Genomic DNA, 24,532 nt, shown 5'->3' with positions numbered 1-24,532 from the left:
ATAAGGATGGAAACGTCTTCAGGGAAAGTCGCCTCCATTACGAGGTATCCGGTCAAATCATTTGCGGGCGAGCGCCTGGATGCCTGCGAGATGGAAGCAACAGGACTCGCAGGCGACCGCGTCGGGGCATTCCGCGATGAAACGAAGCAGGGATGGAACAGCTATATCACCGCCCGGCAGCTTCCGGAGATGCTGGCTTACCGCGCATCCGTAGCGGAAGACGGCCTGCATGTCATCTCTCCTGAAGGCCGAGCCTTCCGCTGGGACGAGCAGCTGCTGGCAGACATGCAGCGGCATACGGAGATCGGGATGTCGATGACCGGGTACAAAGAGCCTCACCTGGAGGAGCCGGGTCTCCTGGCTGTCGACGCCGCTCCCGTTCTCATCGTGACCGACGCTTCACGGCGCAAGCTCGAAGCCGCCTGGGGCAAGAAGCTGGACATGCGCCGCTTCCGGCCTAACCTGGTGCTCGCGATGAATGATCCCGGCTTCGACGATGCGCAGTGGATCGGCAGACGGGTCCGCATAGGGACCGCCGAACTGCGAGTGGACTCGTTCTGCGGCCGCTGCTCGATGATCGGCCTGGAACCGGACTCGCTGCAGCGCGATCCGTCGCTGCACAAGACTGTAAGCCGGCAATTCGGAAACCACTTCGGCCTCTATGCATCCGTCGCAGTGCCGGGTACCGTCCGGGTCGGCGACACGGTCGTCGAAGTTTGAGCGCGTCAAAAAGGATAAAGGAGCTGAAGATATGGAGCTGCTGTATGATCTGGTCCATCCGAAAGTCGCTAATCCAGCCGGTTCCGCCTTCGTTCGCCGTTCCGCCCGGGGCATCATCGTCGATGGAACCAGGATGCTGGTGATCTACACCGCCCGTTATGACGACTACGGCATTCCCGGCGGCGGAATCGAGCCGGGAGAAGACATGCTCTCAGGGCTCCGGCGCGAGCTGGAGGAAGAAGCAGGCTGCTCTTCCGTTGAAGTCGTCCGGGAGCTCGGCCGCGTGGAGGAAATCCGCCCCGCGCGGGAGTCGGAATATGACAACATGAGAATGACCTCTTGCTTCTATGTGTGCCGGGCAGAGACGGATTTCTCCCGGATTCGTCCGGAGTCCCACGAGATCGCCAACGGTTCGCGGCCGGAGTGGGTGGAAATCGCCGATGCCATCTCCCACAACCGCGCCATAATGGAGCGAAAGGGGGCCAATATCGGCTTTGCGATCGAGCGGGAGACGCTTGTCATGGAGCTTGTCGAGCGTCAGATCCGGGATGGGCTGCCGTTCTGAGCAGCAGCTGACTGAATGTTCCCCGCCTCATGCGGACCTCCTTTGTCACAGGCCATGGGTTTCCCAATCAAGGAACGTCCGGCTCTGGCTGAAGCCACTGGGCGAAAGGACTAATCCCGCGCAACCCGTTCCCCCGGATGCGTTCCCCCTTCTCACAATTAGGTTCTTCGGAACTATTGTAAGCGCTATCTAACTGGAAGAGCAATCCATTTTCGTTCAACTTATCGGGATGAACATAGACCGCAAGAGGGCAGCTGCAGGCGATGATCACTATTTTAATACACGTAAATATTTTTTATTAAGGCTGCAACCACACTCGGTTTGCGGTTGTTATTCTAGTGTTGGACCATTACATATTGGAGGCTGATTTAGTATGAATCGAAACGCAAGGATCATCGGTATTTTCTGGAGCATTTTATTCGCGGCGGCTTTGGTATTCGGTTCCTTGAGCTCGCCGTTGTCGGCAGCCTCGGCTGATGGCGCCAAAACGTCTGCACCTCCCACAATGTTCTCCACGTACGGCTTTTATGATGGTTATACTTATCTCGGTTACGGCAATGAATCCATCTATTCCGAAAAAGGCGTGGTCACCTTAACGGCAGTAACTCAGGCCAAAACGACTGTTTCCGAATTAGGCGCTACTTTCCAGCTGCAAAAGTGGACGGGAACCCAATGGATCGATTCGGGCGTCCTTACGACGCTGAGCTCCAAGGACACGAACGTGTTCCAGAATTCCGTCCTCCGCACGGGAGATACGGGGTATTACTTCCGGGGCAAGATCGTGCACTTCGTCAAAAACGGCTCCGTAACCGAGCAAACGACCGCCTATACCGCTAACCACCTCTGCAGCTAAAGTTTAATTTATTCATAACCAAAAAGCGGAGCTCGAATGGACGGCTCCGCTTTTCTTATTCAGGCTGCGCTTCAAGATTCGACTACAACGTTACCATGCGAGAGGGGATTGACTGCGTATGTTTGAACTGATTAGAGACGTCGTGAACGAGTGGGATCCCTTTAATCTGTTGCGATCATATTGCTGTCCTCCCGACGAATACAAGCACGAGGTGAGAGCGATCGTATGCCACATCCACGACAACATCACCGCCGAGGAGCTTTCCTTCCGCATCAGCGCCATTTTCAGCAACCATTTTGGCGAAAACGAAAAGTGCAAAGGCACTCTCCGCGTCGCCCAAAAAATTATTGAAGGGTTAAGGCATCAAGGCCTATTGCCCAGGCTTCGTCCCGGCTCCACCTTCAATCCTTTATCCTCTCAGTAGGCTTCTTCCGCTATCCTTGTGATCTCCTCTGGAGACAATTCTCCGTATATCGAGATGAACAATTCGCTTTTCATGTATTCCAGACTCGACAAACCATCCTTTTCCGAATGAAAGAGATACGCATTGCTGCCGCCGATCTTGATTTCCTTGTAATCCGCCCTGCCGTTGAGATCCCCGCCGGTCGTGACCTGTTCGCCGGCCCTGACCTTCCGTACCATGACCGTAAGCATCTTCCCTTCGCCATTGCTGTAGTTCAGAATGGCGCTCTCCGACTTGCCTTTCTGGCTGTTCAGAATCATGGCTTCTTTCAACTCGTACCCTTCGGGAACATAGTTCATCGCGGGGATCTCCATATCCGCATGGGCTCTCGCATCCTTCAGGCTGTGGAAGCTTTGCTGCTCGGTTGCGCCGCCCGGCTCATCGGTGCTGCCCTCCGGCCCTGAATGCTCCGGAGGGGGCGCCGTTTTCGGTTCGACCGCATTGTCGCCGCCGGATCCGAAGATCAGCTTCACGACATCGTCCTGAATGGATTTGACCGCATGGAAGAAAGGGAAAGCCTGAGATTTGACGGGTCCGCCAAGCAGGACCGCGCCAACCAGAAACGATGCCGCGATGTAAGGAAGCACCTTCATCCGGGAACGCCTCTTTGCCCTGCGTCCAAGCTGCTTCTTGACCTTCATCCAGGATATCTCCGGATCGGGCACGAATTCATGCTTGCCGGAGGCCTCGGCTATCGCCCGATCGAACAACAGGTCGAACTCTTCGTCGCTTTTCATTTTTCTGCCCCCCATTCCTTCAAAAATTTCTTCCTCATCGCTTCTCTCACCCGGAAAAGCTTGTATTTCACCGTTTCTTCCGTCGTGTCCAGCCTGAGGGCGATTTCCTTATAGCTGAGGTCCCGTTTCCAGCGAAGCTCGATCAAGGATTTGTATTCGGGCTTGATATCCTCGAGATACTTTTCCAGAGCCTCTATCATAAGCTTGAGCTCGATTTGGCTTTCGATGTCGCCTGCTTCCGTCGCGTAAACGGGGCTTTCGTTAATGTAAACATGATCCGAATCCATTTCGTTGCGATTTTTTTTGGATTTTTTGAAAAAATCATAAACCGTATTTTTTACGACAACATGAATCCATGCCTTCAGCTTGGCTTCGTTTTCCGCCTCCGGCCTTTTTTTGATCACTTTGAGGAAGGAAATCTGGATGATGTCCTCCGCTGTCGCATGATCTTTGACCATGTAGATGATAGGAGAATAAACAAGTCTGTAATATTCCCTATATATCTCTCTTTGGAGATCCGGGTTCAAAGCAACAAAATCGGCTGTAGCGATGAAAAAGAGTTTGCTTTCCATTACTGCCACGTTCCCCCATGTAAGAATAGTCAGCCTGACCATGAAGAAAAAAATTCCAGATTTATTGAATAATAAATTGAAATCTCGACATTTTCCGTGTTTGTTTCCTTCTATGTCCATCAACAGAATACCTTCCGAGACGGTTGAAATGGAATCTCTCCAACTCAAAAAAACCCTGCCCGCATGGACAGGTTTTCTAAAATGGTACAGATGGAACCGGCATTCGGCTCGGCCGGAAGCCCTGCTTACGAAGGCCGGCTCAGGAATCCGCCGCCACCGGGAAGCCGGCATTGCCCATGGAGCTGTCCGGCGTATTGGAGCTTCGGGCCGCTACGCGGTACCGGTTGCAGTAGGAACGGTGGCATAGGTAGGATCCGCCCCGGATGGATTTTTTGCCGGTATCCTCCGCATAGGGATTGACCTCCATCGTCTGGCGATGGTAATCGGGCGCGAACCAATCTCCTGCGCAGCAGCATGAATCCATCTCTGCTCTCCCCTTCCCAAGCCTGATTGCCTTCATCATACTTCAATCCGAGGCACCTGTCCTTTCCCGATCACAAAAAAATGGACAAAAGCAGCTTGTTATAATCATGATGGTTACATCTACTTAGGAGCCATGCTCCGCCCTCATCATGCGGTCGCGTTTGGTCGATCCGGCGTCGGGAATAATGGAATACGAACCTATTCGAGGAGGATACAAGCATGAAAATCGGTATTATCGGAGCCAGCGGCAAGGCAGGAAGCCTCATCGCGGAAGAAGCCGCCAACAGGGGACATCAGGTGACCGCGATCGTGCGGGACGCATCCAAAGTCAAAAACCTTTCGCTCCTGATGCTGGAAAAGGAAGTATTTGACCTGCAGCCGGAAGACCTCCGCCCATTCGATGTCGTCGTCAATGCATTCGGCGCCGCTCCCGGTCAGGAACATCTCCACGTCGAAGCAGGCAAAAAGCTGATCGAGCTGCTGAAAGGAAGCGATACCCGGCTGATCGTCGTCGGCGGCGCAGGCAGCCTGTTCGTCGATGAAGCCCATGCGACCCGCTTGATGGATACGCCGGAGTTCCCCAAGGAATATTACGCGACAGCCTCCAATCAAGGAAAGAATCTGACCGACCTTCAGCAGTCGGAAGGTGTCGACTGGACGTTCATCAGCCCGGCCGCCTTCTTCCATGCGGAAGGCAGACGCACGGGCTCCTATCGAAAAGGCCGCGACCGCCTGACGGTCAACGCCAAAGGCGACAGCTACATCAGCTATGCGGATTACGCGATCGCGCTCGTGGATGAGATCGAGAGTCCAGCCCATCGCGGCGAGCGCTTCTCGCTCGTCGGCGAAGCGGAGTAAAGGAACGGAGACGGCCGGCGGGGATTCTGCGTTGCCTCGCTCAGCAGCCAAGCCAGCCGGAAACATCCGGCTGGCTTGTTTTTTGACTATGCGACAGAAACATGCCGCCTCTCTCCGTTCAACCCTCCGGAAAAATCGGCGCCTGCTTCAGAAACGACCTCGCTTCCCGGTCCGCCTCAAATGCCGAGGCGCCGTCGTACCGGGGGGAGCCGGGATCCGCGAACCCATGCTCCGCTTTGAAGATGCGACTGGTCACCTGCTTCATGCCCGCCATCGACGCGCAGAGCTCCTGAACGTCGAAACCCGGCTCCTGCCCCGCCCACAGCAAGAGCACGGGACAACGGGGCTCCAGGCCGGCGTGCTCGCGGATCCGGGAGCCGTAGTAACAGACCGCTCCGTCAGCCGCTCCTTCGACAGCGGCACACAGCCAGGCGGCGGACGCGCCGACGCTGAAGCCGACGAGCAGGACGCGGTCGCCCCGCTCCTTTAACCTGCGCAGCAAGGGAAGAAGCCGATCCCGCGCGCCTGCGGCACCGACCGTGGAATGGTAATGGCGATAGGCTTCCTCGTCTTCCGCATATGAAAATGTCCGTCCGTTCAGAAGATCAGGCGTCAGCGTCATGTACCCTTGCGCCTGCAGCGAAGCGGCCGTCTCCTTGATATGGCTGTTTACTCCGTAGATTTCGTGAAGGACGACGACAACGGTTTTACCGTTCAATGGCTCTTTCCCCCTTCATTTATCGCCGCTTCACCAAGGAACCAGGGACCCAGGGAAGCGGCACTATGAATCAAGGAAAGCTGCTTGCTTGGCAAGCAGCTTTCCCGCAAGCTCTTGGCCTGCCGCAAAGAAAAAACGTTGCCCTTTGACGGGCGGCGCTTCCACTTATTTCAATCGCATACGGATGAAAAGAAGAGCGCTGAAAACGAGCATGGCTGTGCCTGAGTTGACTTTGAGCTTCGCCAAGTCCACCATCTCTGTCGGAGGATGGAGAAAGACGATATACATGTAATAACAGTTGGCAAGCGCAGCCGCAACGAGCAAAGCCGCAACAAGTTTTTTTACGCATTGCTATCCATAGAGATAGAGCTAGATTAGCATGCCTTCCAACTAAATCCAATGAAAACGATCTCCATGGCAGGCGACGGAGCGGAAGCGAACCTGATTTCTCCATCCTCTCTCTTAAATTTCACCGTTGCAAAAAGAACGTTTGTTCCTATAAAATGAAAGGGACAAAAAACCAAAATATAGAAAGAGGTTGGGATCATGAGTACGAATACAGCCCTGCTGGTCATCGATGTCCAAAACGGCATGTTCGAGGAGCCCGAACCGATGCATGACGGCCCCGGCCTGCTTGAGCGCATTCAAGACCTCGTCGAGAAAGCCAAAGCCAGCCATGCTCCTGTCATCTATGTCCAGCATAATGAAGACGAAGGCTATCCTTTGGCGACCGGCAGCCACGGATGGGGCATCCACCCTCGGATCGCGCCGACAGCTGGGGAGCCGACGATCCAGAAGCATGTCCCCGACGCTTTCCAGAACACGGACCTGCAGGAGGTGCTCACGCGGCTTGGAGTCGGGAGTCTGGTCATTGCCGGCCTCCAGACCGACATGTGCATTGCGGCCACGGCCAAGGGAGCCCATGACCGGGGCTATGAGGTGGCCGTCGTGAAGGACGGGCACAGCACCTGGGGCCAGGGCGGGGAGAGCGCAATCCAGATCATCAGCCGTTGCAACGATGAGTTTCGTTCGTTCGCGGGCAATCCCGAAGCCTCCGAGGTCGATTTCCGCTCCGCATAGCGGAGCCGATCTCCCAACAGAGTCACCGCAGTGCAACTGGAATCAGCTGCAAAAAAAGACCAGCCGCCTCCGGCTGTTCCTTCAGACTGGTCCTTCAGACTGGTCCTTCAGACTGGCCCTTCAGGCTGGTCCTTCTGGCTGTTCCTTCAGACTGGTCCTTCTGGCTGGCCCTTCTGGCTGATCCTTCCGGCTGATCCTTCCGGCCGGTCATTCCAGCCGGCGCCAACGCCGGCCTTCCGCTTCTCAGGATGCCTTTTCCTGCTCATCCTCCAGCGGCGCAGGCTGAATGGCGCTGCTGCGGCGGCCGTCAAGGCCGACGTGAATGTTGCCGGCTAGCAAAAAAGCGTCCCGAAGGACGCTTCGACGCGGCTGCTGCCATTCAGCAGGAGCCGCTTATTCTTTTCCTTGGACGAGATAGGTCAGATCCGACGCCGCGCTCGGGTACGCGAACAGGATCGAGGAAATGTCCTCCCCCGTCAAGCCGAAGCGGATCGCGGTCGCGAAATGGTTCACCAGCTCGTCCGCCGTGCTTCCGAGCAGATGGGCGCCCAGCACTTTGCCGGAATCCGCGTCCAGGATGACCTTCATCATCGCCGCTTGCTCGTTGGTCCGCTTGTACGTGTACCATGAAGCCGCATCCAGCTTGTTCACGGTCACGTTCAAGCCCCGCTCCTGCGCCTGCTTCTCCGAGATTCCCACCGACGCCAGCTTGGGCACTGTAAATACGACGGTCGGGACCTCGCTATAGTTCGGCTCCTGGCGGCTGCCCTGCAGCATGTTGCGGGCCGCGGCGGCAGACTCCGCCGAGGATATCGGCGTCAGCGGAGGACCTGCGGTATCCGCGCAGTCGCCGGCCGCGTAGACGCGCGGATTGCTGACGCTCTGCAGCCAAGGATGGACCTTGATTCCGGCGCTGCCGCCCTCCACGGAACCTTGGCGCAGATCAAGATCATCCACGTTGGCGACCCGGCCGGCTCCGTGCACGGCAAGTCCGCAGGGAAGCTTGAGCAGCTTGCCGTCCTTCATGGCTTGGACCGTCAGGCCGCCTCCCGGCTCCCTTGTCACCGACTGTACCGCCGCTCCCAGATGGATGTCGACGCCGAGCGCCTCCGTCGCTTGGACGAGGCGATCGACCAGATCCGGATCGAAGCCTGTCAGCGGCCTCTTCCCCCGATGCAGGATATGGACCTTCGCTCCGGCGCGGGCCGCCATATGGGCGAACTCGAACGAGATATAGCCGCCGCCGATGAACACGATCTCCTTGGGCAGCTCCTTAAGCTCCAGGAAATCGTCGCTTGTCGCGAGCAGCTCCTCGCCCTCGATTCCGAGCGGGGCTGGCCGCGCTCCCGTTGCAAGAAGGATATGGCGGCCCTTCAGCTTGGCATGGCCGACCTCGATCATGTCCTCCGCCGTGAACTTCGCCGTGCCCTGCCACACCTCGATGCCCGCTTCCCGGAATTCCTTCTCCCTGGATTCCGGCACGCCTTCAATAAAGCGATTCTTGAAAGCCATCAGCTCCGGCCAAGAGATGGAGACATCGCCCGTTACTCCCTTGCCTTTCATCCGGCGGTTCCAATCGATCAGCTCCGCCGCGCCGGCCAGCACCTTCTTCGGATCGCAGCCGCGCAGGGCGCAGGTACCTCCCAGAGGGCGGTTCTCGACGAGGGCGACCTTCCACCCCGCCTCCCGGCAGCGATGGGCAGCCGAAGCTCCAGCCGTTCCGCTTCCGACCACGACCAGATCGTATTCATGCGTGCCTGTGTTCATGATTTCCTTCCTCCCCTCGCTTCTCCCGGCGCAAAATCAACCTTCTCCTGCCGCCCGTCGGATCGATCTCCGCTCCAGAGCCAGCAGCAGCTGGTTGACTGAGATCGCCAGCAGCGCGACAAGCACGGTTCCCCAAACCATTTTGGGCACGGAGTTCTGATACAGGCCCTCGAACAAGATGACGCCGAGCCCTCCCGCATTGATCCAGGCGGCGATCGTCGCGATGCCGATGATCGACAGCGAGGCGATCCGCACCCCGCCCAAAATGACGGGCAGCGCGAGCGGCAGCTCGATCCGCGTGAACAGCCGCCAGCGGCCGAAGCCCGCGCCGGCCGCCGACTCGCGAACTGCGGGTTCGATGGAGCGGAAGCCCGAGATCACATTGCGGATCAGCACCAGCTGGCTGTACAGGACAAGCGCGGCCAGCGCCGGCTGCTTGCCGAGCCCCAGCAGCGGAATCAGCAAAGCGAACATGCCGAGGCTCGGGATGGCATACACGATTCCGAGCACCGCCAAGACCGGCACAGCGATGCGGCCGTGCCGGGACAGCCAGTAGCCTGCCGGCAGCGCGATCAGCAGCGCGATCGCCAGCGCCGAGGCCGACAGCAGCAGATGCTCCCAGAGGCCTTTCAGCAGATCGTCATAATGGTTCAGCAAATACTCCGACATCGGCTTCCCCCTCCCGAGGCTGCGGCTGCGGTCTAGGCAGCTCCGTCTGGGCCAGGGACTGGGGCTGAAGCTGAGCCAGCGTCAGCCTGCCCACCGCTGCTCCATGATCATCTGCCACGGTTGCTTCGACAGCCCCATGCCTCAGCATCTTCTCCAGCGCCGACTTCAAGCTGTCGGTGCGCTGGACGGACGGAGCCGACTCCGGCAGCATCGGTCCGGCGGAGAGAGGAAGCATCCGGTCCTCCGCCTTCAGCAGCTCCAGCAGCTGGAACAGATCGTCTCCTCCCGTCAGCTGGCGCACGAAATCGGTCGCCGGGCGGGTCAGCAGCTCCAGCGGCGTCCCGGACTGCTCGATCCGGCCGCCGTTCATGACGACGACGCGGTCTCCCAGCTTGAACGCCTCGCTGACGTCATGCGTGACGAACAGCACGGTGCGGCCGAGCCGCTGCTGGATGGCGAGCAGCTCATCCTGCAGCGAGCTGCGCGTGATGGCATCGAGCGCTCCGAACGGCTCATCCATGAGCAGCACCTTGGGGTCGCCGGCCATCGCCCGGGCGATGCCGACGCGCTGCTGCTGGCCTCCGGAGAGCTGCCTCGGATATCGCTTGCGCATGTCCTCCGGCAGCTGGACGAGCTCCATGAGCTCCGATACGCGGGCGGAGACGCGCGATTTGTCCCAGCCGAGAATGTCCGGCACGGTCGAGATGTTCTGCTCCACCGTCATATGCGGGAACAGGCCGGTCTGCTGGATGACATAACCGATGCCGCGCCTGAGCTCCGTCGCCGGACGCTCGCGGATATCCCGCCCGAACAGCGTGATGCTGCCCGAGGTCGGCTCGATGATGCGGTTCACCATTTTCAGCAGCGTCGTCTTGCCTGAGCCGGATGTGCCGAGCAGCGTGACGAACGAGCCTTCCTCCACGGCAAGCGAGACGTCCCGGACCGCCGGCTCGGCGGCCCCGGGGTACAGCTTGCTCACCCCTTCGAATCTAAGCGCCAGTCCGTTCATGGCGATTCCCTCCTCCGCTTAATCCAGCAATCCCTGCTTTTGCAGGAAGTCCTTCGCCACATCCGCGTATTCCTTCTTGTCGATGTCCACCTGCGCGTTCAGCGCCTGCACCGTCTTGTTGTCCAGCTTGGCGGAGACGTCGTCCAGCACCTTCTCCACATCGGGGTTCTTCTCCAGAACCTCGCCCCGCACGACCGGCGCGACGAAGTACGGAGGCCAGAATTTCTTGTCGTCTTCAAGCAGCACAAGATCGGGATTGGTGAGGTCTCCGTCAGTCGTGAAGCCGACCGTCAGGTCTGCTTCTCCGTTCATGATAACGCGGTACTTCACGCCGTAGTCGAACAGCTTGATGCTTTTGAAATCCATTTTGCCATAGAAGGCATTCAGTCCCTTCAAGCCGTCCTCCCGCTCCTCGAACTCGGGAACGGCAGCCATCCGCAGCTGCGGAGCGAGCTTGGGCAGATCGGAGATCTTATGCAGGTTGTACTGCTCGGCGACTTTCTTGGTCGTGACCAGGCCCTGGGAGTCGTTGGCTTCTGTCGGCTTCAGCCAGACAAGATCGAACTTCTCCTTGTATCCTCTGGATACCTCGTCATACACCGCTTGCGCGTCCGTCTTCGGCGGCAGCTGCAGCACGTTGATGAGGCCCGTTCCCGTGTATTCCGGATACATGTCGATATCGCCCTTCTTGAGCGCTTCATGCGCGACGAGCGTGCCGCCGAGATTCAGCTTGCGGTCCACCTTGTAGCCCGCATGCTCCAGCGCCAGCGAGTACATCTCGCCCAGCACGAGCGATTCCGTGAAGTTTTTGGAGCCGACCGCGATCTCCGGCTTGCCGCTGCCGCTTGAGCCGCAGGCGCTCAGCATGGCGCCCATCAGAACGATCCCCGTTCCTATCCAAGCTCTCTTCGCCAGGCTGTTCCTCTGCATGTTCGTATTCATTCCCGACACCCCTTCTATATTCGTTGAAATCTCGAAGCGTAACGCTCCAGCCCGGACAGGACCAGCTCCATGAGGACAGCCAGCGCCGCGACCGGCAAAGCCCCGACCAGCAGCATCGGGAAGTTGTACAAGCCCAGCCCGTTGATGATGAACGTCCCGAGTCCGCCGCCTCCGATGAACGCGGCGAGAGTGGCGCTCGCGACAACTTCCACGGCTGCTGTCTTCAGCCCGGAGATCATCAGCGGAGCCGCCAGCGGCAGCTCCACCCGGCGCAGCAGCCTGCCCGCTCCCATGCCCATGGCGGACGCCGCCTCCAGCACAGAGGGCTCGACCTTGCGGAAGCCGAGATAAGTGTTGATGAGGATGGGCGGACAGGCCAGCAGCGTGAGCGCGGCGAGCGCAGGCGTGAAGCCTGTGCCCAGGATCGGGAGCAGGATGACGAGAACGGCCAGGCTCGGAATGACCCGCAGCGAGTTGAACAAGCCCATGACGGGCGCGGTCAGCCGGCTGTATTTGGCGCAGAGGATTCCGAGAGGAATGCAGATGGCAGCAGCGATCAGAAGCGCGTACAGGCTGATCGCCACATGGGTCTGCACGGCTTCCCAGAACCGCTCCCGGTTTTCCGTTATGTACCGATATGCTTCCGCAACCATGGATTCCCCGCCTTCCCTAAAAGACAATCTATAGTAGATACCCTATCCAACCAGCCCTCCAATCAGACCTCGGATGACAACTTTTTCCGGCGCCGAACGAAAAAACCAGCCGAAGGTCGGCTGGTTTTGTTCACAGAAGTGAAAATATGCCGCGGATCCGCCGGCCCGGCTTACAGGTCTGCGGGTCGACAGCATCGGCTTGAGCGCACGGAATCAAGGGAAAGAACGGCTCCCCCGTCTGTTGTACTAAAAATTATTCCCAAGGATGATCCACGCCGAGAAAATCGGCAAAACGCTTGGATTCCTCCCGGCGCCGCCGGCGGATCTCCGCTCTCTCCGGAGCGGACTCGAACAGCTTCTTCTCCTCCTCCGTCTCCGGTAGGATATCGGGCACCGGCGCCGGACGCTTGTCCGGTCCCATGGCCACGAACGTCAGGAAAGCCGTCGCCGCGACCATCCGCTCCCCGCTCATGAGATCCTCCTTGACGATCTTCACGAACACCTCCATCGACGACCGGCCGCACCAGGCGACATAGGCCTCCATCGTGATGCTGTCGGTCGGGCGGATCGGATGGAGGAAGTCGACGGAATCCGTCGATGCGGTCACGGTCGGCATCCGGCAATGCTTCATCGCCGCGATGGAGGCGATATCGTCGATATAGGCCATCAGCTTGCCGCCGAACATCGTCTGATGGTTGTTGATATCCGGCGGAAAGATGCGTGCCGTCTTGAAGCAGCGGGATTGGCGTACTAATTTGGATGGCTGCATGGATATTCTCCTCCTGCTCTCTGGTTGGATGACCCAGCTGTTCGGTTCTATTGAATAGAATGTACCCGCTTTGTTCGGAAAAGATCTATACTTTTTAGCAATATAGTATAAAGCGGTTGAATTATTAGAAATACATGTTCATGTTCGCTACGATTTCTCGATGCACCTTCATCACATTCCGATTTCAAGCCGCTTCCCGTCCAATAACGAGATCCATGAAATGGAAAATAAATTCATCGCCGCCGGCAGGGATTTGTTATCGCTTTCAAGAATATAATGCTGAATAAATTCATCCTTGCCTACATCACCGGTTCTCATTCCAAGCCGATTGAAAGAGGAGATGAATGCGCATGAGTTGGAGTCTGGTCGAAATATTGGAGAACAGCGCAGCAAGCTATCCCGCGCGTCCCGCCTACGTCTGGGGCGGCCGGGAAACAAGCTATTCCGAGCTGATGGACCAAGTGATGCAGTGCGCGTCCGGGCTTGCGTCCCACGGAATCGCCAAGGGAGACAAGGTCGTGCTTCTCCTCGGCAATTCGCCCGAATTCGTCATCGCCTATTACGGCATCCTGCGCATCGGCGCCGTCGCGGTGCCGGTCAACCCGACCTACACGCCGGAGGAGATCGCTTACGTGCTGGACAACAGCCGTGCCCGCGCGGTCTTTGCCGCCGCTCCTCTGGAGCCGGTCTTCCATGCTCTGCGGCCCCGCCTTCCGGAGCTGAAGCTTGTCGTCTTCGCCGGAGCCGGCACATCCTGGGATGAGCTTCTGAGCGCTGGCGGCGGCGATCTTGAATCCGCTTACATCAAAGATGACGATACGGCGGTCATCCTCTATACCTCGGGTACGACAGGCAAGCCGAAGGGGGCGATGCTCTCCCATCGGAACTTGGCGACCAACGCGGAATCGGTCCATTCCATGTTCAAGATCGATCATGAGGACCGCGCCGTCGTCGTGCTGCCGATGTTCCACATCTACTCCATGACGGTGTGCGTCAACGCTCCGCTCGCGGTCGGAGCAGCGCTCATCATCATGCCGCGCTTCCAGCCGGCCGAGGTCATCCGCACGATCCGCGACGACAGGGCGACGATATTCTCCGGCGTGCCGACGATGTACAGCTTCCTGCTGCAATTCCCCGGAGCGTCGGCCGCAGACTTCGCAGGCATCCGGCTCTGCTCCTCCGGCGGCGCCTCGCTGCCGCTCGAAGTGCTGAACAAGTTCGAGGAGAAGTTCCAGACCGTCATCTATGAAGGGTACGGATTGTCCGAAGCCAGTCCGGTCACCGCCTTCAACCCTCTCGGGGGCATCCGCAAGCCAGGCTCCATCGGGGTGGACATCCCGAACGTGATCAACAAGGTCGTGGATTCGGAAGGGCGCGAGGTGCCGCGCGGCGAGGTCGGAGAGCTGATCGCGCAAGGCCCGAACATCATGCAGGGCTATCTCGGCATGCCGGAAGCGACGGCGGCGACGCTCCGGGACGGCTGGCTCTACACAGGCGACATGGCCTGGATGGACGATGATGGCTACATCTTTATCGTCGACCGCAAGAAGGACATGATCAACGTCGGCGGCTTCAACGTTTATCCGCGCGAGGTGGAGGAAGTCATCTACCAGCATCCGGCCGTATTCGAGGCGGCGGTCGTCGGCGTGCCCGACGAGGTGTTTGGCGAGAGGGTCAAGGCGTTCGTCGTCCGCAGCGATGATGCGCTTGCGGTCGACAGCCTCTTGGAGTTCTGCCAGTCGCGGCTTGTTAAATACAAGATTCCGACGATCGTCGAGTTCCTGGCGGAGCTGCCGAAGAACAGCTCCGGCAAAACGCTCCGGCGGGCTCTGAGGGAAAAGTAACGCCTCGTGCCCGGCTCGATGCTCCGGCAGAATCCCTTCATGAAAAGCAAAAAACGGCAGATCCTCGGGATTTGCCGTTTTTTGCGGATATTCATGCCGACGATTAAGCGGGCCAACCGTTTGATGCCGTTCATTTTGCAGGAATTCAATCATTCATGCGGCTAATCGTCAACGGATTTGATTCGTCTTCCCTGCGGGCATCAGAGGGGGCTTTCCCGCCGCCTCTCTGCCTTCCGCCCCGGGTAGCGAGGAACACGCCGCCGAGAATGACGGCCAGCCCCGCGAGCAGATTCCAATGAAGAGGCTCGCTGAGCAGCGCGTATCCCCAGACGATGGCGCTGACCGGCACGAGATAGGTGACCATCGTGGCGAACTCCGGACTCCCCTTCTGGATCAGGTAGTAGAAGATGATGTACGCGATGCCGGAGCCGAATACGCCGATGCCGACCAAAGCCCCGATGATCGAACCTGAGCTGAAGGCTCCAGCCGGAAAAGGCTCTGTGGAAAAGGCGGCGATTCCGCTCCCGGCAGCGGAGCACAACAGCGTTCCGAAGGTGAGCTGATACATCGACAAGCCTTTCAGGCGCCTGGACAGCTGCGAGCCGATTCCGTAGCAGAGCGTCGCAGCCAGCATGCAGGCGAAGCCGATTCCGTCGACGGAGATGATCGTGGATGGATTGACGCCGAGCAGGAGCATCATCCCCGCGAGGGCCACGAGCATTCCCGCCCACTGCAGCCTTCCGGCCGCATTCCGGAAAAAGAGCGTGCCGACGATAATCGTCCACAGAGGGGTCGTCGCGTTCAGAACCGACGCCATTCCGCTGGAAAGCCTCGTTTCGCTGAAGCCGATGAGCGCCCATGGAACGGCGGTATTGACGAGAGCCATGACAGCCATGGGAATCCAGGGCACGGAGCGAAGCCCGAACGGCTTGCGCAGCAGCAGCATGACGGCGGTAATGGTGACGAAGCCGAACGATGAACGCAGGAAGGCGATCATCCACGGTCCCGTCTCTTCGAGCAGAAGCTTGATGAAATAGAAGGAGCCTCCCCAGATCAGGCTCAGAGCGACGAGTGCGGCATACAGCGATTTTGGCATATGAACTCCCCCTGCAATGCAATTCCGGTATGGCTATAGAACGGTCCTTCTATTAAAAGGGCTGGAGGACCGTTTGTAAATGCGAACTGATTATGGGCGTGCATTATATTTTCCTATCCTAACATGCCCTCTCTTTCGCTATCTTGCTCTTTCATAGGCTTCGATCGTTCGGCGCGAGCCGGGTATCGGCATCCAGCCGGGCTTCCTAAAGGGAAGTCCGGCTTTATGTTTTTAATATTCCTTTACAGGAATATTCCTTATATGGTATATTGAAATCATGGGACGGCAATGATGAAGGGAAGGGGGTGAGCGGATGATTGGATCGGCAAGAGCCGTGCCGGAGTGGAGCTTTTCCTTGCATCCAGGCGACAACAGACAGCTATGGACATAACGACATTCGGAGCTTTAAGCGAGCCAAGCCGTCTACGGATTGTCGAGCTGCTGTCGACAGGGCCGTTCACGGTCGGAGAAATCGCCGAGCGGCTTCAGATCCGGCAGCCTCAAGCCTCCAAGCACTTAAAGGTGCTGCTTGAGGCAGGCCTCGTAGATGTAGCGGCGGAGGCGAACCGCCGCAGCTACAGCCTTCGCATGCAGCCTCTTCGGGAGATGGATGCTTGGCTGGAGCGCTACCGGCGCATTTGGGAAGAGCGATACGACGCATTGGAAGACTATTTGCTGAAGCTGCAGGCAGCGGACATGAACTCGGATGAGGAATCCGATCGGAAGCTGAAATAAAACCTTGCCCTCGCGCGCTCAAGGTCATGGCAGGCGAAGGCAATGGCCGCATGAACATATAGGGACAATCGATAAGAGGAGGAAATACGAATGAGCACAATGACTCTCAAGGCCGAAGGCAATACCCTTATTCTGGAGCGGGTTTTCCCGGCTCCGCGCAAGCTGGTCTTCCAAGCTTTCACCGACGGCGAAATGCTCAAGCACTGGTGGGGACCGCGCGGATGGGAGCTGACCGCAAGCCGGATGGATTTCCGCCCGGGGGGAAGCTGGCATTATTGCATGAAGTGCATGGACAAAAATCAAGGCGACTTCTTCGGCATGGAATCATGGGGCAAGACGGTCTATGAAGAAGTGGTGGACGGCGAGAAATTCACGGGCATCGATTACTTCTCCGACGAAGACGGAATCGAGAACAAAGACATGCCGCCCAGCCGCATAACGCTGCTCTTCGAGGATGTCGAAGGAGGCACCAAGGTGACGAACTATTCCGCTTACGAGAGCGCCCAAGCTCTCAAGAGCGTGATCGAAATGGGCATGGAGAAAGGCATCACGGAGACATGGGATCGGCTGGAGGAATATGTGGCTTCGCATGCCTAGAGATTGGACTGCTGCCGGTTCCCGGCAGCTTTTTTTCGTTGTCGGCTGCCTATCCGCGCATGAACCGAAGCTGCAGAATCCCTCTACCGTCCCGCTGCAGCCAGCACCTTCTTGATCGCCGAGATCCGCTCCGGCACAGGCGGCCTGAGGGCATGCCCTCCTTCTCGGACGTCGGAGCCGAAATGAACCTCGTTCACGCCCGTTTCCCGCAGGAAGCCTTCCAGCGCGTCCACAGTCAAGCCGCTTCCCGCCAAAATCGAGATCCCGCTCCCTGCCGAGGCTTGGACGAGCTGCCTCAGCCGGGGCATTCCCTGGAGCGCGGAAGGCTGCCCGCCGGAGGTCAGAATGCGGTTGACGGCAGGATGCATGGTCAGGATCTCCAAAGCCGCAAGCTGATCGCGGACGGCGTCGAATGCACGGTGGAAGGTGACATCCAGCCCTTCGGCTTCGCCAAGCAGAAGCTTCAGCGCTTCCTCGTCGACCGTTCCCTCCGGAGTCAGGGCGCCAAGGACGACTCCCGCCGCTCCCGACCTGCGGATCATCCGGATGTCCGCCCGCATCGCCAGAAGGTCGAGCTTGTCGTAGACGAACGACAAGCTGTGCGGCCGCACCATGACGTTGACCGGAATCGGCACCGCTTTGACGGTCTCTTCGATCAGCCCCGGTCCCGGCGTCAAGCCGCCTTCCAGCATGCCGGTCACGAGCTCGATCCGGTCCGCTCCGCCGCTGGCCGCCAGCACCGCATCCGATACGCGGGTCGCGATGATCTCAAGCTTCATCCTGGTCGCCTCCTCTTCTGTCTATCGTTCCCGTCTGCCTTGCCATGCCTGTTCCTATAACGGACATCAAGACTCCGCTAGGGCGCGGTTCGCCAGATTGGTCAGCACGACATCGTCCATAGGCGGGTTATGCAGGCCCGCACGGACATCCCGGTACATTCGCTCCAGCGGGTAGCTGCGGGAGAGGCTCAAGCCGCCGACGATCCGCATCGCCTGATCCACGATGGAGATCGCAGCATTGGTGGCGATGTATTTGGCGAGTCCCAGCTCCGTCTTCAGCTCTGCGCGGCCTTCCTCCTCCCGGTCCCAGCGGTCCGCAACCCCGTACAGGTACGAGCGGGCGGCGAGCCAGTCGGCTTCGATGAGACCGAGCTGGCGCTTGATGTTAGGCAGCTCGGCGATCGGCACGGTCAGGGAATTCGGCTTGTGGCTGCGGGCAAATTCCAGCGCGAAGTCGCGCGCCGCCCAGGCGATGCCGATATAACAAGCCGGAATATGGAGCATCGACGCCTCCGTCGGCGCGAACGGGGCAGCCGGGGACGCCGATTCCAGGCCGATGATCGTCTCCTCGTCCGGAACGAATACATCGCTCAGCACAACGTCATGGCTTCCCGTCGACCTCATCCCGAGCGTGTTCCATGTTTCCTCCACCCGCACGCCTGGGCCGCTGCGCACAAGAAACGAGCCGACCTTCCCGCTGCCCTCGAAGCCGGCCGTCACGGTGAACCGCTCGAGGATCGGGCTCAGCGTGCTGAAGGTTTTGCGTCCCGTGATGAGCCAGCCCCCGTCGGTCCGTCTCGCCGTCGTCTCCGGCCGGCCTCCCCGGGTGGGGCTGCCCGTCGCCGGCTCGCTGGCGAGCTCGTTGATGACGATGCCGTCCCGGACGATATCCTGACACAGCCTGGCGAACAGCGGCTCCGGCCACGAGCGGGACAGCCTCAGCTTCATCAGCGTGTGGACATGCCAGCCGACGGCCAGCGCCGTCGAGCCGTCGCCGCGGGCGAGACGCTCCTGAGACAGCACAAGCTCGTAGGCGGATGCCTCCTCGCCTCCGTACGCCTCCGGAACGGTCAGCTTCAGGTAGCCGGATCTCTTCAAATCCTCGAAGTTTTCAAAAGGAAACGAGCCTTCCCGGTCATGCTCCGCCGCTCTGGGAGCAAACCGGGCGGCAAGCCGGTCCGCCCTCTCCGCGATCGCCGCCTCGCGTTCATTGCGGATATAGGGATCCATCGATGGTGTCATATTCTCAGCCGCCTTTCCTGCGAACTAATGAAAGATAAGATGCCCCGTCAACGGTATCGGGCATGAATTATTCACATCCTAACATAGTTACCCGATAGGGAACCAGGCTTATACCCTGACCCCTGTTCAAAAAAAAGAACTTATCTCCGAGGAAATAAGTTCTTCATGCCGCTGCCTTGCTCCTTGTCAGCAATCGCGGATGTTCCGTCTTTCGGGAGGGACCAGCTATCTCGCTTGAATATATCCTTCCGCCTTCAGCAGCTCGGCGATCAGAACCGCGCCGCCTGCCGCTCCGCGCAGCGTGTTATGCGAGAGGCCGACGAACTTGAAGTCGTAGACGGAGTCCTCGCGCAGACGTCCGGCCGAGACGCCCATGCCGCCCTCGATGCCGCGGTCCAGCTTCGTCTGCGGACGGTTCTCTTCCTCGAAGTAGGTGATGAACTGCTTCGGCGCGCTCGGGAGGCCAAGCTCCTGCGGACGGCCTTTGTAGGTTTTCCACAGCTCGAGGATTTGTTCCTTGGAAGGCTTCTTCTCGAAGGAAGCGAACACCGTCGCCATATGCCCGTCGGCTACCGGCACGCGGATGCACTGCGTCGTGATCAGCGGCGAACTGGCCTTGACGATCTCGTCGTTCTCGATGCGGCCCCAGATGCGGAGCGGCTCCTGCTCGCTCTTCTCTTCCTCGCCCCCGATGTACGGAATCACGTTGTCCAGCATCTCCGGCCAATCGGTGAAGTTCTTGCCCGCGCCGGAGATGGCTTGGTACGTCGAGGCGACGACCGTTGTCGGCTTGAACTCGCGCAAGGCATGAAGAGCCGGCACATAGCTCTGGATGGAGCAGTTCGGCTTGACCGCGATGAAGCCGGTCTCCGTGCCGAGACGCTTGCGCTGGGCCGCGATGACTTCGATATGCTCCGGATTGATTTCCGGAATCACCATCGGGATGTCCGGCGTCCAGCGATGCGCCGAGTTGTTGGAGATGACCGGCACGCCCGCCTTGGCGTAGGCTTCCTCCAGCGCCTGGATTTCATTCTTCTTCATGTCCACGGCGCAGAAGATGAAGTCCACGCCGGAGGCGACCTCCTCCACCTTGGATGCGTCCTGCACGACGATCCCCTTCACCGCTTCCGGAATCGGAGTTTCCAGCTTCCAGCGGCCCTGCACGGACTGCTCATACGTCTTGCCCGCCGACCCGGCGCTTGCCGCGATCGCCGTCACCTCAAACCAAGGATGTCCATCCAGCAGCTGCACGAAGCGCTGCCCGACCATGCCCGTTCCGCCGACGATGCCGGCTTTCAGTTTTCTCTCTGCCATTCGAATTCCATTCCCCTCTGCGTATGATGAATGAATGCCGCTCTTTCTACTACCTATTCAGCCCGCAGGCTCGATGTACCGCCTGCTGCCCAGATAGGCTGAAAACTCGAGTTGTCACCGACAGGCATTCGGAAGCCGGATGCCCATCCTTCAAGCTCCATCTATTGCCAACAAAAAAATCCCACCCCCAAGACTGCGCTTCAGTCTCAGGGACGAGATTGGAATCCTCGTGGTACCACCCAGGTTCGCCGGATTGGTCGCCCAATCGGCCTCTTCGAGTACGGCATCGCCATGCCGGTCGGCACAAGATGCGTATACTCTAGCTCTGTAACAGGAGCTCCCGTCGCGCCATCCCCTGATAAGCCAGGTTCCTGCACGCTGCTCGGAGTCTTTTTTCGATAAAGGGTCCTTTGCTCCTTTTCAGCGGACGGAGCTCTCTGGGAAAGAATCGCTTTACCTACTTCTCTCTTCATCGCATTTGAATTGTCGCACCTATCGTATCAAATTATCCCTGCCAAGGTAAATAAAAAATTTTGTCATCCATCAAAGAAAAAAGCACACTGACAGGGCAGCGTGCCTCAGGAAACGATCACTGTTCGCTCGCAGCGGCTACCTCAGCATTCTCATTCTTGCGAGGTCTTCCAGGCTTGCGGCCGCCCGTGTTGCGAGGGAGAGACGGATTTCGGGGAGAACGGGTCTGCTTGACCGATTCAGCCTTTTCAAAATGATCTTTAATCATCTCAATAATGCTTTCATAAGCGTGAATATTCACTTCACGCACAATCGTGGAGCTATTCCCTTCGACAGACAGCTGCTTTTCGAACTCAAGGCTCTTTGATTCATGGTTTTTAAGAGTTTCCAGACGATTAATCAAGCTGTCTACAGAATCGGACGAGTATAGTTTAGCCAAACTAGTCACCTCATTAATGTTTATTAGTTTAATTATACACAAAAATAAGGTTGAAATACCTTATTCAAAAATAATAATAGCATTTATTAGTAATGATCACGAGGGAACTCTCGCTGCCTCGCTAAATGGTGGATAATAACTCGGCTCCAATTGTGGATAAGTCCTCTTTCGGAACCGTTCGGCCCTGCAATAGTTTCGACCTCCCGGAAAAATAAAAGAGCTGCGAGAAAGATACCTTTCTCGCAGCTCAAACAGGCATGCCAATCCGACCTCGGAAGAGGATTTAGAAGGGATGCGTTTACTTTTCCATGACCGCAAAATAGTTGCCTTCGGAATCGGCGAAATTGAAAACCTTGCCGAACGGAAGCGTCACGAGCTCTCCGAGCGTCACCTTCTTGTCGCCCAAGTCCCGGTACAGCCCCTCCAGATCCTCGGAGAAAAACATCAGCGACGGCGTGCCGACGTTGATTTCAGGCGACATTCGAGCGATAGCTTCCTTGTCGTGCAGAACGAGGCTTGTCCCGCCTTCCTTGGGAGCGACCTCGAACCATCTCATGCCTTCTCCATTCTCTTCGGCTACGACCGTAAATCCGAGTTTCTCCGTCCAGAATGCTTTGGCTTGATCCTGGTTTTGGACATACAGCATCACTTGGCCGATTTTATTGATCATCGTCTGCACGCTCCCGAATCTCATATTGGCTTCGGCTTCCGCAGCCATTGCCGATGGGCTTAAGGTCCCCAGCTTCATGTCCTCAATTCAACGCCCGCCCCCGCGATCCTGCCTCTTCGTGATAAAAATAAAAAAACAGCCGCATATTGGGCTGCTTTTTTGCCACGCTATTCATGTGTGCCGGTTCTGCCTCCAAAACGGATGCCTTTTGCGCTTGCCGCTTACCAGTCGCTGCCCCAAGCGCTCGCGTAGGCTTCCATCATCCGCGGGGCGGAGTCGCTTCTCGCGCCGGATATCGCCGCGGCCTCTCGCTCGTCTACGCTCGGCAGGCCGGTTTGCGCCGGAGCGGCTTGTTTGTTCTCCGAGACCGGCTTCGGCCGGCTGCGGTTCTCCTCCAGCTTTTCCTTCGTTTTTCTCAAGCTGAAATCAGGTCCCAATACGTCGGCGAACAGCTTGCTTTCCTTCCTTCTGATCTTCCGCGCCTCTTTCCGTTCCCAGGCCGTTTCATGCAGCCGCTGCTCCTCCACCGTTTCCGGTATGACGGCGGACACCTCGGTCGGCTTGCCGTCGTCGCCAAGCGCCACGAAGGTCAGAAACGAGGTGGCGCATACTTTTCTCTCTCCGGTCAGCAGGTCTTCCGTCACGACCCGGACGAAGATTTCCATCGACGTCTTATGCGCCCAGGTTACGAAGGCTGACAAGCAGACGGCATCGCCTTTTTTGACCGGGTGCAGGAAGTCGACGGAGTCGGTGGAAGCCGTCACGACGGGACGGCGGGCATGGCGCGTAGCGGCGATGGTCGCGACGTCGTCGATGTAGGCCATCAGCTTGCCGCCGAAAATCGTTCCGTGATGGTTCGTGTCGGGCGGCAGGACGATGGACGCTTTTATGGTGTATGAGAGGCTCGCCGGCTTTGCAGGCAAGGTTTCTTTTTGGGCAATCATGCATGTACCTTCTTTCTGTATATAACCCCGTCTGTCCGGGCTAGATATATAGTGTACACGTCCTTGTCGTATAGGTAAAATACATATATCGCATTGTTTTCATTCGTTTTCTCTATAGGTATGATTCAGGAAGGCAGGTGTCCCAGCAAGCCATGGATATCCGTCAATTAACGTATTTCATGGAAGTCGCGAAGCAAGGCAGCTTTACGAAAGCGGCTCGGCAGCTTCATATTACCCAGCCCTCCTTGTCCAAAATGGTCCGTCTGCTGGAGGAGGAGCTCGGCGTCACGTTGTTCGACCGGTCTTCGAAGCAGATCGTGCTGACCGATGCCGGCGAGAGCATCCTGCGCTCCTCGCAGCAGGTCATGAAGTCGCTCGACCATATGACGGCGGAGCTCGACGATGTCGTCCAGGCCAAGAGGGGAACGCTCCGCCTCGGCATCCCGCCGATGATCGGCGGGCGCTTGTTCCCGTCCATTCTGGAAGGCTTCCACAGCAAATACCCCCAGATCCGCCTGCAGCTGGCGGAGCGCGGGGGCAAGCTGATCGAGGCCGGCGTGGACAACGGCGAGCTGGATGCCGGGCTTGTCATCCTTCCGATCGTGAATGAAGAGATGTTTCATCTTCTCCCTTGCATCGAAGAAGAGCTTCATCTGGTCGTGCATCCCGGGCATTGGGCCGCTTCCCATGCCAGCATTGAGCTTGCGGAGCTAAGACGAGAGTCCTTCATCCTGTTCAGGGATGAGTTCACGCTGCATCATCTGATCGTGGATCAATGCAGGCAGGCCGGATTCGAGCCCGATGTCGCCTTTGAAAGCACGCAGTGGGACTTCATGGTCGAATTGGTCGCAGCCCGCTTCGGCATTGCGATCTTGCCCGAAGGTGTGACGCGTTCCTTGGACATGGCCCGGTTCCGCGTCATTCCGCTCGTGAAGCCGGCAATCCTATGGCGCCTGTATATGATATGGAAGAAGGAGCGCTACCTGTCCTTCGCCGCGCGGGAGTGGATCACGTTCATGCGGGCGGGCTTGGAGGACGTCAGGGGCTGATGGCGTGGAGCGGTCCCGCGGAATGAGTAGAAACGGCCAAGAAGGCCGATAAGGTTGCCGAGGCTTCTTGCGGCCCTTGCTTCCGGCCTCATGACATTAGGAGGAATGGCTCCCGTTAGGCCCCGCGGCCGCACCGGCAAACGGCGATTCAGTCTGCCGATCGGAAGCCGTCCGGCAGCAGCGCCGTCAGGTCGGACATGCCGGCCGCCAGATGGATGCCTTCCATCGTGCGCAGCGATCCGGAAATGATGCCGGCCAGCCGCCCCTGCTCGTCGATCAGCGGACCGCCCTTCAATGCGCTGGCGATGGCGGCGTCGATGAGCACGCGGCTGCGGCCGTTGACGAACGCGTCCGGGCTGCTGAGATGCCTTGCGTCACGATCGGCGACATAATCCGAGTTCATTCTAGTAAACTGGAATAAAAGAAAAATAAACAAGCGATAGAGAACACAAAAATGCCAGGACTTTAGCTCTAAAGTCCTGGCTTATCGATGG

General features: G+C 58.2%; 27 protein-coding genes and 2 pseudogenes. 11 read left to right on the top strand and 18 right to left on the bottom strand.

The genetic code is table 11. The features are described 5' to 3' along the window. Positions 1-6 precede the first annotated feature (6 nt). The 4 genes from AC06G8_RS03530 (at position 7) to AC06G8_RS03515 (ending at position 2,562) form a co-directional block, all read left to right on the top strand. Positions 7-720 carry an MOSC domain-containing protein gene (locus AC06G8_RS03530; RefSeq protein ID WP_480284382.1) on the top strand — a complete coding sequence of 238 codons (714 nt, stop codon included), beginning with the start codon at positions 7-9 and terminating at the stop codon, positions 718-720. 31 nt (positions 721-751) lie between these two features. Then, positions 752-1,285 (top strand): NUDIX domain-containing protein, encoded by a 534-nt coding sequence (locus AC06G8_RS03525; protein WP_480284381.1) that lies wholly within the window; start codon positions 752-754, stop codon positions 1,283-1,285. Between the two features lie 373 nt (positions 1,286-1,658). After that, positions 1,659-2,138, top strand: coding sequence for a hypothetical protein (locus tag AC06G8_RS03520; RefSeq protein ID WP_447662324.1), 480 nt, complete (start codon positions 1,659-1,661; stop codon positions 2,136-2,138). Positions 2,139-2,256: 118 nt separating this feature from the next. Further along, positions 2,257-2,562, top strand: a complete 306-nt coding sequence (locus AC06G8_RS03515; protein WP_447662323.1) for a DUF1871 family protein — start codon at positions 2,257-2,259, stop codon at positions 2,560-2,562. On the opposite strand, the gene AC06G8_RS03510 is transcribed toward AC06G8_RS03515, so the two are convergent. The 3 genes and pseudogenes from AC06G8_RS03510 to AC06G8_RS03500 all read right to left on the bottom strand — a co-directional run. Beyond that, positions 2,556-3,338: a DUF4367 domain-containing protein gene (locus tag AC06G8_RS03510; RefSeq protein ID WP_480284380.1), complete on the bottom strand. Its 783-nt coding sequence runs from the start codon at positions 3,336-3,338 to the stop codon at positions 2,556-2,558. The two genes, AC06G8_RS03515 and AC06G8_RS03510, sit on opposite strands and share 7 nt — an antisense overlap. Continuing rightward, positions 3,335-4,030 (bottom strand): RNA polymerase sigma factor, encoded by a 696-nt coding sequence (locus AC06G8_RS03505; RefSeq protein ID WP_447662321.1) that lies wholly within the window; start codon positions 4,028-4,030, stop codon positions 3,335-3,337. Before AC06G8_RS03505 ends, AC06G8_RS03510 begins: the two co-directional genes overlap by 4 nt. A gap of 139 nt (positions 4,031-4,169) precedes the next feature. Further along, positions 4,170-4,373, bottom strand: a pseudogene (locus AC06G8_RS03500) (SUMF1/EgtB/PvdO family nonheme iron enzyme); the annotation flags it as partial. A 239-nt stretch (positions 4,374-4,612) separates the two neighbouring features. Here AC06G8_RS03500 and AC06G8_RS03495 point away from each other — a divergent pair. Then, positions 4,613-5,251: an NAD(P)-dependent oxidoreductase gene (locus AC06G8_RS03495; RefSeq protein ID WP_447662320.1), complete on the top strand. Its 639-nt coding sequence runs from the start codon at positions 4,613-4,615 to the stop codon at positions 5,249-5,251. 118 nt (positions 5,252-5,369) lie between these two features. On the opposite strand, the gene AC06G8_RS03490 is transcribed toward AC06G8_RS03495, so the two are convergent. Further along, a complete protein-coding gene (locus AC06G8_RS03490) occupies positions 5,370-5,969 on the bottom strand; it encodes a dienelactone hydrolase family protein (RefSeq protein ID WP_480284379.1) in 600 nt (199 codons plus the stop codon). An 84-nt stretch (positions 5,970-6,053) separates the two neighbouring features. Between AC06G8_RS03490 and AC06G8_RS03485 the strand changes: the two genes are divergently transcribed. Both AC06G8_RS03485 and AC06G8_RS03480 read left to right on the top strand, forming a co-directional pair. Then, positions 6,054-6,194, top strand: a complete 141-nt coding sequence (locus AC06G8_RS03485) for a hypothetical protein (RefSeq protein ID WP_447662318.1) — start codon at positions 6,054-6,056, stop codon at positions 6,192-6,194. Between the two features lie 321 nt (positions 6,195-6,515). Beyond that, positions 6,516-7,049 (top strand): cysteine hydrolase family protein, encoded by a 534-nt coding sequence (locus AC06G8_RS03480; RefSeq protein ID WP_480284378.1) that lies wholly within the window; start codon positions 6,516-6,518, stop codon positions 7,047-7,049. A gap of 393 nt (positions 7,050-7,442) precedes the next feature. Here the strand turns inward: AC06G8_RS03480 and AC06G8_RS03475 are convergent, their stop codons facing one another. From AC06G8_RS03475 to AC06G8_RS03450, 6 genes are all read right to left on the bottom strand, one after another. After that, entirely contained in the window at positions 7,443-8,816 is a 1,374-nt protein-coding gene (locus AC06G8_RS03475) for a dihydrolipoyl dehydrogenase family protein (protein ID WP_480284377.1), read from the bottom strand. 36 nt (positions 8,817-8,852) lie between these two features. Further along, positions 8,853-9,485: an ABC transporter permease gene (locus AC06G8_RS03470; protein ID WP_480284376.1), complete on the bottom strand. Its 633-nt coding sequence runs from the start codon at positions 9,483-9,485 to the stop codon at positions 8,853-8,855. Continuing rightward, positions 9,457-10,494, bottom strand: coding sequence for an ABC transporter ATP-binding protein (locus AC06G8_RS03465; RefSeq protein WP_480284375.1), 1,038 nt, complete (start codon positions 10,492-10,494; stop codon positions 9,457-9,459). Before AC06G8_RS03465 ends, AC06G8_RS03470 begins: the two co-directional genes overlap by 29 nt. Before the next feature lie 18 nt (positions 10,495-10,512). After that, positions 10,513-11,436, bottom strand: a complete 924-nt coding sequence (locus tag AC06G8_RS03460; RefSeq protein ID WP_480284374.1) for an ABC transporter substrate-binding protein — start codon at positions 11,434-11,436, stop codon at positions 10,513-10,515. A gap of 14 nt (positions 11,437-11,450) precedes the next feature. Further along, positions 11,451-12,089: an ABC transporter permease gene (locus AC06G8_RS03455; protein WP_447662312.1), complete on the bottom strand. Its 639-nt coding sequence runs from the start codon at positions 12,087-12,089 to the stop codon at positions 11,451-11,453. A 253-nt stretch (positions 12,090-12,342) separates the two neighbouring features. Beyond that, positions 12,343-12,858 carry an acyl-CoA thioesterase gene (locus AC06G8_RS03450; RefSeq protein WP_480284373.1) on the bottom strand — a complete coding sequence of 172 codons (516 nt, stop codon included), beginning with the start codon at positions 12,856-12,858 and terminating at the stop codon, positions 12,343-12,345. A 350-nt stretch (positions 12,859-13,208) separates the two neighbouring features. On the opposite strand from AC06G8_RS03450, the gene AC06G8_RS03445 reads away from it, so the two are divergent. Continuing rightward, positions 13,209-14,702: a long-chain-fatty-acid--CoA ligase gene (locus AC06G8_RS03445; protein WP_480284372.1), complete on the top strand. Its 1,494-nt coding sequence runs from the start codon at positions 13,209-13,211 to the stop codon at positions 14,700-14,702. A 145-nt stretch (positions 14,703-14,847) separates the two neighbouring features. Here AC06G8_RS03445 and AC06G8_RS03440 read toward each other — a convergent pair whose 3' ends face one another. Beyond that, the gene (locus AC06G8_RS03440) at positions 14,848-15,798 is read right to left on the bottom strand and encodes a DMT family transporter (RefSeq protein ID WP_480284371.1); all 951 of its coding nucleotides are present in this window, start codon (positions 15,796-15,798) and stop codon (positions 14,848-14,850) included. 381 nt (positions 15,799-16,179) lie between these two features. Between AC06G8_RS03440 and AC06G8_RS03435 the strand changes: the two genes are divergently transcribed. Both AC06G8_RS03435 and AC06G8_RS03430 read left to right on the top strand, forming a co-directional pair. Further along, the gene (locus AC06G8_RS03435; RefSeq protein ID WP_447662309.1) at positions 16,180-16,533 is read left to right on the top strand and encodes an ArsR/SmtB family transcription factor; all 354 of its coding nucleotides are present in this window, start codon (positions 16,180-16,182) and stop codon (positions 16,531-16,533) included. A gap of 90 nt (positions 16,534-16,623) precedes the next feature. Then, positions 16,624-17,130 (top strand): SRPBCC domain-containing protein, encoded by a 507-nt coding sequence (locus AC06G8_RS03430; protein ID WP_480284370.1) that lies wholly within the window; start codon positions 16,624-16,626, stop codon positions 17,128-17,130. Positions 17,131-17,213: 83 nt separating this feature from the next. Here the strand turns inward: AC06G8_RS03430 and AC06G8_RS03425 are convergent, their stop codons facing one another. The 6 genes and pseudogenes from AC06G8_RS03425 to AC06G8_RS03400 form a co-directional block, all read right to left on the bottom strand. Then, on the bottom strand, positions 17,214-17,909 hold the full coding sequence (locus AC06G8_RS03425; protein ID WP_480284369.1) for a copper homeostasis protein CutC: 696 nt from the start codon (positions 17,907-17,909) through the stop codon (positions 17,214-17,216). 66 nt (positions 17,910-17,975) lie between these two features. Further along, positions 17,976-19,151, bottom strand: a complete 1,176-nt coding sequence (locus AC06G8_RS03420; RefSeq protein ID WP_480284368.1) for an acyl-CoA dehydrogenase family protein — start codon at positions 19,149-19,151, stop codon at positions 17,976-17,978. Between the two features lie 225 nt (positions 19,152-19,376). Next, positions 19,377-20,465, bottom strand: a complete 1,089-nt coding sequence (gene asd / locus AC06G8_RS03415; protein ID WP_447662305.1) for an aspartate-semialdehyde dehydrogenase — start codon at positions 20,463-20,465, stop codon at positions 19,377-19,379. Between the two features lie 589 nt (positions 20,466-21,054). Further along, positions 21,055-21,375 carry a hypothetical protein gene (locus tag AC06G8_RS03410; protein WP_447662304.1) on the bottom strand — a complete coding sequence of 107 codons (321 nt, stop codon included), beginning with the start codon at positions 21,373-21,375 and terminating at the stop codon, positions 21,055-21,057. Between the two features lie 298 nt (positions 21,376-21,673). Continuing rightward, complete coding sequence (locus tag AC06G8_RS03405) at positions 21,674-22,045, bottom strand: VOC family protein (RefSeq protein ID WP_447662303.1); 372 nt, start codon at positions 22,043-22,045, stop codon at positions 21,674-21,676. A gap of 410 nt (positions 22,046-22,455) precedes the next feature. Further along, positions 22,456-22,989, bottom strand: a pseudogene (locus AC06G8_RS03400) (acyl-CoA thioesterase); the annotation flags it as partial. A 152-nt stretch (positions 22,990-23,141) separates the two neighbouring features. On the opposite strand from AC06G8_RS03400, the gene AC06G8_RS03395 reads away from it, so the two are divergent. After that, entirely contained in the window at positions 23,142-24,038 is an 897-nt protein-coding gene (locus AC06G8_RS03395) for a LysR family transcriptional regulator (protein ID WP_480284367.1), read from the top strand. A gap of 148 nt (positions 24,039-24,186) precedes the next feature. Here the strand turns inward: AC06G8_RS03395 and AC06G8_RS03390 are convergent, their stop codons facing one another. Further along, positions 24,187-24,441, bottom strand: a complete 255-nt coding sequence (locus AC06G8_RS03390; RefSeq protein ID WP_480284366.1) for a hypothetical protein — start codon at positions 24,439-24,441, stop codon at positions 24,187-24,189. Positions 24,442-24,532: the final 91 nt, after the last annotated feature.

It is taken from the genome of Paenibacillus sp. SJS-P3, assembly GCF_056711585.1.
The sequence above is the reverse complement of the archived record's forward strand: the minus strand, read 5'-3'. Positions and strand labels throughout refer to the sequence as shown.

Excerpts from the sequence above, each read along its gene's own strand:
- AC06G8_RS03495 (WP_447662320.1), top strand. The coding sequence starts at position 4,613 with ATGAAAATCGGTATTATCGGAGCCAGCGGCAAGGCAGGAAGCCTCATC.
- AC06G8_RS03520 (WP_447662324.1), top strand. The coding sequence starts at position 1,659 with ATGAATCGAAACGCAAGGATCATCGGTATTTTCTGGAGCATTTTATTC.
- AC06G8_RS03445 (WP_480284372.1), top strand. The coding sequence starts at position 13,209 with ATGAGTTGGAGTCTGGTCGAAATATTGGAGAACAGCGCAGCAAGCTAT.
- AC06G8_RS03435 (WP_447662309.1), top strand. The coding sequence starts at position 16,180 with ATGGACATAACGACATTCGGAGCTTTAAGCGAGCCAAGCCGTCTACGG.
- AC06G8_RS03465 (WP_480284375.1), bottom strand. The coding sequence starts at position 10,494 with ATGAACGGACTGGCGCTTAGATTCGAAGGGGTGAGCAAGCTGTACCCC.
- AC06G8_RS03460 (WP_480284374.1), bottom strand. The coding sequence starts at position 11,436 with ATGAATACGAACATGCAGAGGAACAGCCTGGCGAAGAGAGCTTGGATA.
- AC06G8_RS03530 (WP_480284382.1), top strand. The coding sequence starts at position 7 with ATGGAAACGTCTTCAGGGAAAGTCGCCTCCATTACGAGGTATCCGGTC.
- AC06G8_RS03450 (WP_480284373.1), bottom strand. The coding sequence starts at position 12,858 with ATGCAGCCATCCAAATTAGTACGCCAATCCCGCTGCTTCAAGACGGCA.
- asd (WP_447662305.1), bottom strand. The coding sequence starts at position 20,465 with ATGGCAGAGAGAAAACTGAAAGCCGGCATCGTCGGCGGAACGGGCATG.
- AC06G8_RS03420 (WP_480284368.1), bottom strand. The coding sequence starts at position 19,151 with ATGACACCATCGATGGATCCCTATATCCGCAATGAACGCGAGGCGGCG.
- AC06G8_RS03510 (WP_480284380.1), bottom strand. The coding sequence starts at position 3,338 with ATGAAAAGCGACGAAGAGTTCGACCTGTTGTTCGATCGGGCGATAGCC.
- AC06G8_RS03390 (WP_480284366.1), bottom strand. The coding sequence starts at position 24,441 with ATGAACTCGGATTATGTCGCCGATCGTGACGCAAGGCATCTCAGCAGC.
- AC06G8_RS03470 (WP_480284376.1), bottom strand. The coding sequence starts at position 9,485 with ATGTCGGAGTATTTGCTGAACCATTATGACGATCTGCTGAAAGGCCTC.
- AC06G8_RS03425 (WP_480284369.1), bottom strand. The coding sequence starts at position 17,909 with ATGAAGCTTGAGATCATCGCGACCCGCGTATCGGATGCGGTGCTGGCG.
- AC06G8_RS03395 (WP_480284367.1), top strand. The coding sequence starts at position 23,142 with ATGGATATCCGTCAATTAACGTATTTCATGGAAGTCGCGAAGCAAGGC.
- AC06G8_RS03440 (WP_480284371.1), bottom strand. The coding sequence starts at position 15,798 with ATGCCAAAATCGCTGTATGCCGCACTCGTCGCTCTGAGCCTGATCTGG.
- AC06G8_RS03515 (WP_447662323.1), top strand. The coding sequence starts at position 2,257 with ATGTTTGAACTGATTAGAGACGTCGTGAACGAGTGGGATCCCTTTAAT.
- AC06G8_RS03455 (WP_447662312.1), bottom strand. The coding sequence starts at position 12,089 with ATGGTTGCGGAAGCATATCGGTACATAACGGAAAACCGGGAGCGGTTC.
- AC06G8_RS03475 (WP_480284377.1), bottom strand. The coding sequence starts at position 8,816 with ATGAACACAGGCACGCATGAATACGATCTGGTCGTGGTCGGAAGCGGA.
- AC06G8_RS03505 (WP_447662321.1), bottom strand. The coding sequence starts at position 4,030 with ATGGACATAGAAGGAAACAAACACGGAAAATGTCGAGATTTCAATTTA.
- AC06G8_RS03480 (WP_480284378.1), top strand. The coding sequence starts at position 6,516 with ATGAGTACGAATACAGCCCTGCTGGTCATCGATGTCCAAAACGGCATG.
- AC06G8_RS03525 (WP_480284381.1), top strand. The coding sequence starts at position 752 with ATGGAGCTGCTGTATGATCTGGTCCATCCGAAAGTCGCTAATCCAGCC.
- AC06G8_RS03405 (WP_447662303.1), bottom strand. The coding sequence starts at position 22,045 with ATGATCAATAAAATCGGCCAAGTGATGCTGTATGTCCAAAACCAGGAT.
- AC06G8_RS03430 (WP_480284370.1), top strand. The coding sequence starts at position 16,624 with ATGAGCACAATGACTCTCAAGGCCGAAGGCAATACCCTTATTCTGGAG.